Genomic DNA, 12,414 nt, shown 5'->3' with positions numbered 1-12,414 from the left:
CAATTTCTACTGATTTACCAGAGTGTGACGCATTTTTGACGGCATTTCTCGCGGCACAAGGGGGGCTGCGACGCCTTGGGTGCATTGACCCTTTGCTGCCCTTTGCCTATGGAATGGCCAACACGTCCAACGGACCAGCCCCAGAGGGACAGCATGACCCAGACGCCCACCGCCCCGCGCAGTTTTCAAGAGATCATCTTGCGGTTGATGACCTATTGGGCCTCCAAAGGCTGCGCCGTGATGCAACCCTATGACATGGAGGTGGGCGCAGGCACGTTCCACCCGGCCACCACGTTGCGGTCGCTTGGGGCAAAGCCTTGGGCTGCGGCCTATGTGCAGCCGTCGCGCCGCCCGACCGATGGGCGCTATGGCGAAAACCCGAACCGTTTGCAGCATTACTATCAGTATCAAGTGCTGATCAAACCCAGCCCGCCGGATTTGCAGGCGCTGTATCTGGGGTCGCTGGCGGCGATTGGCATTGATATGGAAATGCATGACATCCGCTTTGTCGAGGATGACTGGGAAAGCCCGACGCTGGGCGCTTGGGGGCTTGGCTGGGAAGTGTGGTGTGATGGCATGGAAGTCAGCCAGTTCACCTATTTCCAACAGGTCGGCGGCCATGATTGCCACCCCGTTTCGGGAGAGTTGACCTACGGGTTGGAGCGGTTGGCGATGTATATCCTTGGTGTCGATCATGTGATGGACATGCCGTTCAACGACCCGGATGCCCCGATTGCCCTGACCTATGGCGATGTGTTCCGCCAGACCGAACAGGAATACAGCCGCTGGAACTTTGATCAGGCCGATACCGACACGCTGCTGCAACATTTCAAGGATGCCGAGGCGGAATGTCTGCGCAGCCTGAACGCCCCGGTCAAGGACAGCGCGGGCCGGGCCATCATCATGGCCCACCCGGCCTATGACCAATGCATCAAGGCCAGCCATCTGTTCAACCTGCTGGACGCGCGCGGCGTGATTTCGGTGACCGAACGGCAGGCCTATATCGGCCGCGTGCGCGCCTTGGCCAAGGCCTGCGCCGATGCCTTCGTGCGCACCGAGGCAGCAGGGGGCACCCCCGAGGCCCCTATGGCTGAACTGGAAACGCTGTGATTGGCAAAATCTTTGTAGGTGTGATCGTGATCTCAGCTCTCTTGGCAGGCGCAGGCGTCTATTATCTTCAGGTATACGGCTATTACCGCGAAATCGCGGCCAATGCGCCCGCTGCCGAAATCCGCATGACCACGGTGGATGGCATCGCCGAACCCATCCTGATCGAAGGGTTTGAAGGGATTGACGCTGACAGCTCTCCCATCCGGTTCCGGGCTTGTTTCCGCACGCCGCAAAGCATGGCGATGCTGACCGAAACCTACAAGATTTATGATGAGGCGGTGCCGCTGAACGCGCCAAGCTGGTTTGGCTGCTTTGACGCACAAGCCATCGGGGCCGCGCTGGAAGAAGGGCGCGCCGTGGCCTATCTGGGCGAAGAAAACATCAGCTATGGCATCGACCGCGTGGTCGCCATCATGGATGATGGCCGCGCCTATGCCTGGCATCAGATCAACCATTGCGGCGCCGTTGTCTTTGACGGCAAACCCGCACCAGAAGGCTGCCCCACCCCGCCCGCAGCCGCGTCGGAGAAGTGACCCATGCCCGATCTTTTGCTTGAACTGTTTTCCGAGGAAATCCCCGCCCGCATGCAGGCCCGCGCCTGTGCGGATCTGAAAAAGCTTGTCACCGATGGGCTGGTGGAGGCGGGGCTGACCTATGCTTCCGCTGGCGCCTTTTCCACGCCGCGCCGTCTTGTGCTGACGGTAGAAGGGCTGCTGGCCGAATCCAAACCCGTGCGTGAGGAACGCAAAGGCCCCAAGGCCGATGCCCCCGACGCCGCCTTGCAGGGGTTTTTGCGCTCTACCGGTCTGACCAAGGACCAATTGGAACTGCGTGATGACAAAAAGGGGCAGGTCTATTTCGCGGTGATCGAAAAGCCGGGCCGTGCCGCCGCCGAGATTGTGGCCGAAGTGGTGGAAGCCACGATCCGCAATTTCCCGTGGCCAAAGTCGATGCGCTGGGGCGCGGGGGCTTTGCGCTGGGTGCGCCCGCTGCAATCCATCCTCTGCCTGCTGAATGACGAAGCCGGGGCCGAGGTTGTGCCCGTCACCGTCGATCACTTGACAGCGGGCAACACCACCGAAGGCCATCGTTTCATGGCGCCCTCGCGCTTTGCCGTCTCCAGCTTTGAAGATTACCGCGTCAAGCTGCGCCGCGCCCATGTGGTGCTGGATGCCGCCGAACGCGAAGCCGCCATCTGGCAGGACGCGCAAAATCAGGCCTTCGCGCAGGGGCTGGAAATTGTGCCGGATGCGGGCCTGCTGGCCGAAGTCGCGGGGCTGGTCGAATGGCCCGTGGTGCTGATGGGCAAGATCGGCGAGGCCTTTCTGGGCCTGCCGCCCGAGGTGCTGCAAACCTCGATGAAGGAACATCAAAAGTTCTTCTCGGTCCGCAACCCCAAGACGGGCCGGATTGAGGGCTTCGTGACTGTTGCCAATCGCGAAACAAAAGATCACGGCGCGACGATTCTGGCGGGCAATAACAAAGTGCTGTCGGCCCGGCTGTCAGATGCCAAATTCTTCTGGGAAAACGACCTGCGCATGGTGAAAACCGCAGGGCTGGAAGGCATGGGCGCAGGGCTTGCGAACGTCACCTTCCACAACAAGCTTGGCAGTCAGGCCGACCGCGTGAAACGGATCGAGGCGCTGGCCCGTGAAATCGCCCCCATGGTCGGCGCGAAACCCGATCTGGCCGCCGAGGCGGCGCGCATCTGCAAGGCTGATCTGCAATCGGCCATGGTCGGCGAATTTCCCGAACTCCAAGGCCTGATGGGCCGTTACTACGCGCAAGCCGCAGGCCATGACGATGGCGTGCCAGAGGCGTGTGAAATGCATTACAAACCCCTCGGCCCCACCGATGACGTGCCAACCGACCCTGTCTCCGTCGCCGTTGCGCTGGCCGACAAGATCGATACGCTGACGGGCTTCTGGGCAATTGATGAGAAGCCCACAGGGTCGAAAGACCCCTACGCCCTGCGCCGCGCGGCACTGGGGGTTATAAGGTTGGTGCTGGGGAATGGGGTTAGGATTCACGTTTTGAATCCAACAGCATTTGGTGTGGGCTGCCACGCTGCCACACGGCAGGGCTTTGACATTCGAGATCAAGCGCGGCAAGTGGCGCAATTTGCGGCGAGCATTGGAGAGCCAGTTTTCGCTCAAAAACTGCTGAAGGAGGCTTTTAAGGCTTCTGAGAACGAACTTTCTCCCGAAGTTGGGGCACTAACGGCTAGTATTTACGACCTCCTCGCTTTCTTCCACGACCGCCTAAAAGTCTTCCTGAAAGACGAAGGCATCCGCCATGACATCATCGACGCCTGCATCGCTATGCCCGGCAATGATGATCTGACTCTGCTGGTCAACCGCGCCCGCGCGCTCAATGCCTTTATCCAGTCCGAGGATGGCACCAACCTTCTGCAAGGTTTCAAACGCGCCAATAACATCCTGACCCAAGCCGAAACCAAGGACGGGGTGGAATATTCCTACGGCGCCGATATCAAATTCGCGGAAACCGATGCCGAACGCAGCCTGTTCGCCGCACTTGATGCCGCCGAATCCTCCATCGCCCCGGCCATGGCGACCGAGGATTTCGCAGGCGCCATGGCAGAACTCGCCAAGCTTCGCGCCCCGATTGATGCGTTTTTCGAAACAGTGCAGGTGAACGCGGACTCCGAAGTCATCCGCCGCAACCGCCTGAACCTTTTGCACCGCATCCGCGCCGCCTGCGCCCCTGTCGCAGACCTGACAAAGATCGAAGGCTGACCCCTTTCATCTATTTGAAAATATCCCACGGGGGTCCGGGGGTGTGAAACCCCCGGCGCAGAACATCCGCCCGGGGGCGTGATCCCCCCGACCCTTGGCCACACAAGACCATCGTAACGCTTGCGTGACTGCCCGATCCGCGTATGCTGCGCCTGAAAATACAAGGGTGCCGCAGTGCAGAAACTCCAGCCGATCACCGACTTCACCGAAATCAGCCCCTCGGCCAAAATCACAACCGAGTCGCATGGCTGGCGCGCGAAATGCCTGCAACGGCTGGTGCGGTTGGATATGCCGGTGCCGCGCACGGTGGCGCTTTCGGCGCAGACGGTGCAGGACATAGCGGCAGGGCGCAGCCTGGATTGCGAAGGGGTGCTGGCCTGTTTCGGCGCGGCCCCTTTGGTATCGGTCCGGCCCAGCCCGGCAGAGCCGGATTGGGGCGGCCCCTCGACCGTGCTCAATATCGGGATGAATGCCGCGCGACATGCCGAACTGGTCAAGACCCAAGGCCAAGCGGCGGCAGATTCGCTCTATCTTCGCTTTGTGCAAGGCTATGCCGTGCATGTCGCCCGGCTGGACCCCGATATGTTCGAAATTGCCGAACCTTCGGCAGAGGCCCTGCGCGATGCCCTGCGCGCCTACCGCGACGAAATGGACGAAGACTTCCCCGAAGACCCGGCCCGGCAACTGGCCGAGGTGCTGCGCTCCATGGCGCGGGCATGGGGGGGCACTTCGGCACGCCTGCTGCGCCAATCCAAAGGCGCGCCGGAAGATGCGGCCCTGGGGCTGGTGGTGCAGGAAATGGCGCAAGGCATCGGGCAAGGTATTTCCGGCAGCGGCGTCATTCAATTCATTGACCCCGTGACCGGGCTGGAACAAGTGACCGGGCGCTTTCTGGGCCAAAGCCAAGGGACCGAGATCAAGGATCGTGTGAAAGATGCGATCTACCTGACCCGCGATCCGCGCGGCCCCTCGCTGGAAGACCTCGCGCCCGAGATTTTCGAAAGCCTTGCCCGCCAAGGCAGCGCCTGCCGCACCAAGCTGCGCGAAGAGATGCAGATCGAATTTACCATTGATGACAGTAAGTTGGCGGTGATTGACGCGGTGCGCGTCCCGCGGTCCAGCCGGGCAGGGCTGCGAATCGCGGTCGATCTGGCCAAGGATGGCATCATCACCCGCGAAGAAGCACTGCTGCGGGTGGAGCCGCGCGCCTTGTCCGAACTTCTGCACCCGCAGGTGGACCCGCGCGGCCCTCGCGATGTGGTCGGGCGTGGTATTGCGGCCAGTCCGGGGGCGGCGACGGGGCGGATCGTGTTTTCCTCGGCGGCGGCGCAGGCCAGCGCCTCACGCGGGGAGCCGTGCATTCTGGTGCGCCGTGAAACCGCGCCTGAGGATATTCGCGGCATGCATTCCGCCGCCGGGGTTCTGACCGAACGCGGTGGCATGACCAGCCACGCGGCGGTGATCGGTCGCGGGCTGGGCCTGCCTTGCATCGTGGGGGCCTCGGACCTGAGCTTTGATGCCAAGGACCTGAAAGTCACCACCAAATCCGGGCGTGTGTTCAAGGAAGGCGATATCATCACCGTTGATGGCACCACCGGCGAGGTGCTGGCCGGCGCGGCGGAAATGTTGCCCCCGGCGCTGGATGATGCCTTCCGCACGCTGCTGTCCTGGGCCGATGATGTGCGCGATATCGGCATCCGCGCCAATGCCGATACGCCCGCCGACGCCCAGACCGCCCGCAATTTTGAGGCGCAGGGCATTGGGCTGTGTCGCACGGAACATATGTTCTTTGAAGAGGCGCGGCTGGTCGCCATGCGCGAGATGATCTTTGCCGACACACCTGAAGACCGGGCCACGGCGCTTGCGCGTCTGTTGCCGATGCAGCGCGCCGACTTTGTGCAACTGTTTGAAATCATGCAGGGTTTGCCGGTTTGTATTCGTTTGTTTGACCCGCCGCTGCATGAATTCCTGCCCCATTCCCGCGAAGGGATGCGCGAATTGGCCGAGGCGCTGGACAAGCCTTTGTCCGAGGTCATGCGCCGGGCCGAGGCGTTGGCCGAATTCAACCCGATGTTGGGGATGCGGGGCGTTCGCTTAGGCATTGTGCTGCCTGAAATCTATGACATGCAGGCGCAGGCGATTTTTGAGGCAGTGATCGAGGTGGCCCGGCGCGGCGGCTCTATTGTGCCGGAAATCATGATCCCGCTGGTGTCGGCCAAGCGCGAGGTGGAGCTGGTCAAGATGCGCATGGATGCGGTGGCCGCCAAGGTGCGTGCAGCCAAGGGGATGGATTTCGCCTTCAAGCTGGGGGTCATGGTGGAAACGCCGCGCGCGGCTTTGCGCGCTGGCGATATCGCGCAGCACGCGTCTTTCCTGTCTTTTGGCACCAATGACCTGACGCAGATGACTTATGGTCTGTCGCGCGATGATGCCGGGCGCTTTATGAACACCTATGTGCAGCAAGGCGTCTATCCCGAAGACCCCTTCCATATGCTGGATGTGGACGGGGTGGGCGAGTTGCTGTTGATCGGCGCCGAGCGTGGCCGCCAGATGCGCGAGAAACTGACCCTGTCGATCTGTGGCGAACATGGCGGCAACCCCGAATCAATCGCCTTTTGTCGCAAGGCGGGCTTTGACTATGTGTCCTGTTCCCCCTATCGGGTGCCCTTGGCACGGCTTGCCGCAGCACATTTGGCCCTGTTGGATCGCTTGGATGAAAGTGTCGATGAAACAATGCTTTAGCCTGTCTCGTGTGCAGGGCATCGGCGGAATTCGTCTCATTAATGTTGCATAAATATCACTATATGTAGACTCTCGGGAAATTTTCGTCTATGCGTTCGGCCTGTTACCCTTGGGGGGCTGGTGATCCGGCGCCGGGTAGACCGACGAAACAAACCGGGATTAAACCGAATGAATGCGCGATTAAGCTGGATGAGCAGCATTGTTTTGCTGCTTGCCATGAGTGGGGCCGTGGCTGCCGAAACGACGGTCAGCCGTTCCAACAACCCGACCGAGAAGCTTGGCTCTTTGATCGGGGCGGAACAGCGGGCACTGAATGCTTTGCCTGAATCGAAAATTGTTGCACAGCGCCCGAAGGCGAATGTTGTGCCCGTGGCTTACGACCGCAGCTTTATCTCCGGCCTGCCCTCGGCAACCGGTGGCGACCAATGGGCCTGTCTTGCCAAGGCGCTGTATTTCGAGGCGCGTGGCGAATCCGTGAAAGGGCAATTTGCCGTTGCCGAAGTGATCCTGAACCGGGTCGACAGCCGCAAATATCCGAATTCTGTCTGTGCGGTTGTCAATCAAGGCGCGCATCGCCGCAATGCGTGTCAGTTCTCCTTTGCCTGTGATGGCCGGGCCGATACGATCCGCGAAAAGGCGGCCTATGCCCGCGCGGCCAAGATTGCCCGCCTGATGCTGGACGGTGCGCCCCGCGAATTGACGGGCGGTGCCACGCATTTCCATACCACAGCCATTCGCCCGCGTTGGGCAAAGCGTTTTCCGAACACAGCAAAAATCGGTAGCCATTTGTTCTACCGTCAGCCGTCCTGATCGGGCGGCACGCGTCCCTTGTGCAAAGGGGCGCGAAACGGCTATGCACGGGACAAGTGCGATAAGCCGAGTGGAGCGCCATGACATCTGACCCTGAAACGGCCTTTGGGCATCCAGAGGAACGTGCTGCCGCGCTTGCGGGGGCAGACCCTCTCGACCGTATTTCGGTGCGCGACTATGTGGTCGAAGTGGAAATCGGGGCCTTCGCGCAAGAGCGGGGCCTGCGGCAGAAGGTGCGGTTCAACATTGTGGTCGAGGTGCTGCCAGTGCCGCAGCCCCTGAACGATGATGTCGATCTGATCCTGTCTTACGATCGTTTGACCGAGGCTGTCGGCCATGAATTGCAGGCAGAGCGGATCAACCTGCTGGAAACCCTTGCCGAACGTGTGGCCCTGCGGATCTTGCGAGAGCCGCAGGCGGTGCGGGCCTTTGTGCGGATCGAAAAGATTGATCGAGGCCCCTATGATCTGGGGGTGGAGATTGTCCGCTCCAAGGATGCTGTAACGCGGGCGCAGGCCAATGTGATGCCGCGCCCTCGGGTGGTGTTTCTGGGGGCGCAGGTCGATGTGGCGGCGTATTTGGCGCAGTTGGGGCAGGATGCCGCTTTGATCCTGACGGTGGCGGGACTGGGCCTGCCCGTTCCGCGCAGCAGCGATGCGGGAGCGCAGCGACGAATAGAGCTGTTGGCCATGGAGCAAGCAGCTTGGGCCGTTTCGGCGCAGGATGCGCGGTTCTTTGTGGTGGGCACCCGCACGGAGCTGGACTGGGCGATGCGCAACGGGCAGATCAGCGTCTGGGCACCGTCGCGGATGGTGATGGATTCCGTGCATCCGCCGCAGGGCGATGGCTTGGCGCTGGCGGTTTGGCTGGCCGAGGCGCTGCATGCGGTGGAACTGGTGGTGATCGGCGCGCCCCGGCCCGAAACCAAACTGCCGCTGCGCCTGATGGAGGCCTAGCCGATGGCGCGTGTTCTCGGCCCGGTTGCCCGCTTGGGGCAGGGCGCAGGCCTGCCTTTGGCGGGCAGTGCCTTTGCGTGGTTCGATACGGTGGTGCTGCGTGATGCAGGCGGTGCGACCGTCACCCAAGCAGCTGCAAAGCTTGCGACCGAGGATCAGGCGCGGCTCTCTGGCGCGCGCGCGCCTTTGTGTGGTTTGTCGCTGGACCGGCCCCGGATCATGGGCATCGTCAATGTCACGCCCGACAGTTTTTCGGATGGCGGCGATGTGACCAATGCCGCCGCCGCTGTGGCGCGGGCCAAGGCGATGGCGCGGGCCGATATTCTGGATATCGGCGGTGAAAGCACGCGACCGGGGGCCGACACGATTTCCATTGCCGAAGAAATCCGCCGCGTGGCCCCGGCCATCCGCGCCATTCGCGATGCCGGCATTACCACCCCGATCAGCATTGATACCCGCAAGGCCGCCGTGGCCGAAGCCGCGCTGGACGCCGGGGCGGATATTGTCAACGATGTTTCGGCCTTTGCCTATGACCCAGAGCTTGCCGATCTGGTGGCCGCGCGCGGGGTGCCCGTCTGCTTGATGCATGCCAAAGGCGACCCGGCCACGATGCAGCAAAATCCACAGTATGACGATGTGTTGCTAGAGGTTCTGGACCATCTGGCCGAACGCGTGGGCTTTGCCCTGTCACGCGGGGTGGCGCGGGATCGGTTGATCGTTGATCCCGGTATCGGCTTTGGCAAGACCCAAGCGCATAATCTGGCATTGCTGGCGGGCCTGCCCTTTCTGCATGATCTGGGCTTGCCAGTGTTGCTGGGCGTGTCGCGCAAGAAATTCATTGGCACGATTGGCGGGGCCGAGGCCGCGAAAGACCGCATGCCCGGGTCGCTTGCCGTGGCGCTGCATGGGGCGGCCATGGGCGCGCATATCCTGCGGGTGCATGATGTGGCCGAAACCGCGCAGGCGCTGGCCTTGTGGCAAGCGGTGCAGGGGCAGGTTTAGCGCGGCAATTTGGCTGCAATGCCCGGGTTTCTTGCGGCAAAGGGGTGTCTTGTTTAGGGCTTGTCCCTATGGTGTGGGCAACCAAAAAAACAGTGAGAGGTGGGCACAGTGCGCAGAAACGAACAACAAGAGCGGCAGGCGTGGACCCCTGATGTGCCGAAAGAGTTTCCGGCGCATTACGCCTTGGGCGGATATTCGGACCATCAGATCAGCCGCATCGCGCTTAAATATCTGGCGCGGACGGAAAACATCAAACGGGCTTGGGCGCGGATTCACCATCACTTCCCCGAAACCCTTTCAGGCGCGGCGCCGTTGGATATTCTGGAGCTTTCGACAGCGCATGGTGCCATGCTGGAGGTGTGGCGGCATTTTGGCCACCGGGTGCGGGGCACCGATTTCGGCGGCTGGTCCAAGGATTATAACAAGAACGCCAAGCGCCCGAAATTTCTGGATAAATTGACGGCCAAGTCGCATGACAACCCGCGCGGCGATAAGAACCTTGGCTGGATTTATCAGCCAATCATCGAAAGCCTTGGGCTGGAGGTGGATTTGTTCGATGCGGGCTGCCTTCCCTATCCTTACCCCGACAAATCCTTTGACGTTCTGTGCTGCTATCAGGCGATTGAGGCTTATGCCGCGCCGGAGCATTGGGGCACCATCGCGGATGAGTTTTGCCGGATCGCGCGGCAATCCATCGTGATCGGCTTCAACCCGCCCGCGATCAAGCTGCGTGAAGATGAGGCGCATATGGCCATTGTGCGCGAGGCGACAGAGGCGCTGCGGTCGTTCAACCGCAACGGGTTCAAATGCGTCTTTATGGAATTTGGCGAAACGCGCGCGGGCTTTCACCCGACGGCGGTCAAGCTGATGGCTTGCGCCCCCGCTGCGACAGGAAAAGCCCGGCCAAAATCAGCGCCAGCGCTGCCAAAAAACGTAGGGGCAGTTGTTCTCCCAAAAACAGACCCCCAAAAATGACGGACCAGACCGGAACCTGATAGCTGGTCAGCGTCATGAAGCCAGAGCCCGCGCTGCGAATGACCGACACCCGCAACAGCGCGGCAAGGGCGGTGGGCACAAGGCCCAGCAGGATGATGGCAAGGCCGGGTGTGCCGCCTTGCCAGTTCGGCCACCCTTCCAGCCACAGCATCATCGGCACCATCGGCACCGCGCCAATCACCAGACTGGTCGCGGCAAGGGTGATGGGGTCAATGGTCGGGCAGCGCCGCGTCAGGATCGAGGCGCAGGCATAGCACAGCGCCGCCGCAATACAGGCCAATCGCGGCAGCACCAAAGGCCCCCCGCTTAAAATATCCGGCCCCAGCAGGATCAGCGTGCCGATAAAGCCAAGGCCAAAGCCCATCGCCTTGTTGCGGCTCAGCGTCTCGCCCGCGAAAAGATAGGCAAGCGGCAGCACGAATAGCGGCACAGAGGCCATCGACAGGCCTGCAAAAGCCGAAGGCACATAGCTTTGCCCCCAGCTCAGCAATGAGAACGGCACGGCAGAGGACAGCAAGCCGATGGGCAGCAAATAACCCCAAAGCCTTGGGTCAAGGCGCGGCAGCTTGCGCCCCATCGCAATCGCAACGCAGGTCAGCGCCAGCGCGCCCAGAACCACGCGGGCCGCCGCCACCGTAACCGGGCCATAGCTGCGCAGCGCCAGTGACACCACCATGAATGTGCCGCCCCAGACCACGCCGAGAAACAGGATCGAAAGCCAATCGGCGCGGGTGGGTTGGGTCATGTTGTGCTTTGCGAGGTTGGGTTTTGGTCGGCTAACAGGGGCAATGCGGTGCGGCAAGTGTTTGTTTGCCCACAGCCGCGCCAAAGCCTGGTGCAAGGCCAACCTGTCGGTCGCGTGGGGTCGGGGCAGGGGCGTGCCAGATTTCACAGGCCAAAGGGGCGCCCCCCGCAAAAAAAACGGGGCGCGACCTTGTCGCGCCCCGTTTGGTTTTTGATCAGTTACGGGCCTTGTCGACCATCTTGCCCTTGGAGATCCACGGCATCATGTCGCGCAGCTTTTGACCGACGAGTTCGATCTGATGCTCATCATTGGAACGACGCGAGGCTTTGATCGTGGGCTGGCCAACAGCGTTTTCCAGCATGAAATCGCGCACGAATTTGCCGGACTGGATGTCGGACAGAACCGCTTTCATGCGGGCCTTGGTCTCATCATAGGGCAGAATACGCGGGCCGGAAACATACTGGCCGTATTCTGCGGTGTTGGAGATGGAGTAATCCATGTTGGCGATGCCGCCTTCATAGATCAGGTCAACGATCAGCTTCACTTCGTGCAGGCATTCGAAATACGCCATTTCAGGCTCATACCCGGCCTCAACCAGCGTTTCAAAGCCCATGCGGATCAGTTCGACCAAGCCACCGCAAAGCACGGCCTGTTCGCCGAACAGGTCGGTTTCACATTCCTGACGGAAGTTGGTTTCAATAATGCCGGAACGGCCGCCGCCGATGCCCGAGCAATAGGACAGACCGATTTCCATCGCCTTGCCGGTAGCGTCCTGATGCACCGCGACGAGGCAGGGCACGCCGCCGCCTTTGGTGTATTCGCCGCGCACAGTGTGGCCGGGGCCTTTGGGGGCCATCATGATGACGTCAACGCCGGGCTTCGGCTCAATCAGGCCAAAATGCACGTTCAACCCGTGAGCAAATGCGATGGCAGAGCCTTCTTTCAGATTGTCATGCACATATTTCTTGTAGGTTTCGGCCTGCAATTCGTCGGGCATGGTGAACATGATCAGATCGCACCAAGCCGCAGCTTCGGCAATACCCATGACCTTCAGGCCTTCGCCTTCCGCTTTCTTGGCCGAGGGCGAACCTTCGCGCAGGGCGACGACAAGGTTCTTGGCGCCAGAATCGCGCAGGTTCAGCGCATGGGCGTGGCCTTGCGAACCATAGCCGAGGATGGCGACTTTTTTGTCCTTGATCAGGTTGATATCGCAGTCACGATCATAATAGACGCGCATTGGTTTTTCCTTTTGGTTTGGGCTTTCGCCTTTGATGGGCGCAGGATAGGGGTTCTGCGC

10 protein-coding genes are annotated in these 12,414 nt (G+C 61.2%); 8 read left to right on the top strand and 2 right to left on the bottom strand.

Annotation, left to right across the window (positions count from 1 at the left end; all coding sequences use genetic code 11):
* Nucleotides 1-153: 153 nt before the first annotated feature.
* The 8 genes from EGN72_RS16295 to EGN72_RS16260 all read left to right on the top strand — a co-directional run bounded on the left by EGN72_RS16295 (nt 154) and on the right by EGN72_RS16260 (nt 10,351).
* Nucleotides 154-1,110 (top strand): glycine--tRNA ligase subunit alpha, encoded by a 957-nt coding sequence (locus tag EGN72_RS16295; RefSeq protein ID WP_127049498.1) that lies wholly within the window; start codon nt 154-156, stop codon nt 1,108-1,110.
* 20 nt (nt 1,111-1,130) lie between these two features.
* Complete coding sequence (locus EGN72_RS16290; protein ID WP_233587167.1) at nt 1,131-1,643, top strand: DUF6446 family protein; 513 nt, start codon at nt 1,131-1,133, stop codon at nt 1,641-1,643.
* A gap of 3 nt (nt 1,644-1,646) precedes the next feature.
* Nucleotides 1,647-3,866, top strand: a complete 2,220-nt coding sequence (gene glyS / locus EGN72_RS16285; protein ID WP_127049496.1) for a glycine--tRNA ligase subunit beta — start codon at nt 1,647-1,649, stop codon at nt 3,864-3,866.
* A 174-nt stretch (nt 3,867-4,040) separates the two neighbouring features.
* Nucleotides 4,041-6,608, top strand: a complete 2,568-nt coding sequence (locus EGN72_RS16280) for a putative PEP-binding protein (protein WP_127049494.1) — start codon at nt 4,041-4,043, stop codon at nt 6,606-6,608.
* A 168-nt stretch (nt 6,609-6,776) separates the two neighbouring features.
* A complete protein-coding gene (locus tag EGN72_RS16275) occupies nt 6,777-7,418 on the top strand; it encodes a cell wall hydrolase (RefSeq protein ID WP_199743769.1) in 642 nt (213 codons plus the stop codon).
* A gap of 80 nt (nt 7,419-7,498) precedes the next feature.
* Nucleotides 7,499-8,374: a dihydroneopterin aldolase gene (locus tag EGN72_RS16270; protein WP_127049489.1), complete on the top strand. Its 876-nt coding sequence runs from the start codon at nt 7,499-7,501 to the stop codon at nt 8,372-8,374.
* A gap of 3 nt (nt 8,375-8,377) precedes the next feature.
* On the top strand, nt 8,378-9,376 hold the full coding sequence (folP, locus tag EGN72_RS16265; protein ID WP_127049487.1) for a dihydropteroate synthase: 999 nt from the start codon (nt 8,378-8,380) through the stop codon (nt 9,374-9,376).
* A 108-nt stretch (nt 9,377-9,484) separates the two neighbouring features.
* Entirely contained in the window at nt 9,485-10,351 is an 867-nt protein-coding gene (locus EGN72_RS16260) for a hypothetical protein (protein WP_127049485.1), read from the top strand.
* On the opposite strand, the gene EGN72_RS16255 is transcribed toward EGN72_RS16260, so the two are convergent.
* Nucleotides 10,236-11,117: a DMT family transporter gene (locus tag EGN72_RS16255; protein ID WP_127049484.1), complete on the bottom strand. Its 882-nt coding sequence runs from the start codon at nt 11,115-11,117 to the stop codon at nt 10,236-10,238. The genes EGN72_RS16260 and EGN72_RS16255 overlap by 116 nt on opposite strands.
* Before the next feature lie 214 nt (nt 11,118-11,331).
* Complete coding sequence (gene ilvC / locus EGN72_RS16250; protein ID WP_127049483.1) at nt 11,332-12,354, bottom strand: ketol-acid reductoisomerase; 1,023 nt, start codon at nt 12,352-12,354, stop codon at nt 11,332-11,334.
* Nucleotides 12,355-12,414 lie beyond the last annotated feature (60 nt).

This window comes from Pseudorhodobacter sp. E13 (assembly GCF_003991405.1).
GTDB lineage: Bacteria > Pseudomonadota > Alphaproteobacteria > Rhodobacterales > Rhodobacteraceae > Pseudorhodobacter.
The sequence above is the reverse complement of the archived record's forward strand: the minus strand, read 5'-3'. Positions and strand labels throughout refer to the sequence as shown.

Coding starts and splice junctions, on each gene's coding strand:
- ilvC (WP_127049483.1), bottom strand. CDS start 12,354: ATGCGCGTCTATTATGATCGTGACTGCGATATCAACCTGATCAAGGAC.
- folP (WP_127049487.1), top strand. CDS start 8,378: ATGGCGCGTGTTCTCGGCCCGGTTGCCCGCTTGGGGCAGGGCGCAGGC.
- EGN72_RS16295 (WP_127049498.1), top strand. CDS start 154: ATGACCCAGACGCCCACCGCCCCGCGCAGTTTTCAAGAGATCATCTTG.
- EGN72_RS16275 (WP_199743769.1), top strand. CDS start 6,777: ATGAATGCGCGATTAAGCTGGATGAGCAGCATTGTTTTGCTGCTTGCC.
- EGN72_RS16270 (WP_127049489.1), top strand. CDS start 7,499: ATGACATCTGACCCTGAAACGGCCTTTGGGCATCCAGAGGAACGTGCT.
- EGN72_RS16255 (WP_127049484.1), bottom strand. CDS start 11,117: ATGACCCAACCCACCCGCGCCGATTGGCTTTCGATCCTGTTTCTCGGC.
- glyS (WP_127049496.1), top strand. CDS start 1,647: ATGCCCGATCTTTTGCTTGAACTGTTTTCCGAGGAAATCCCCGCCCGC.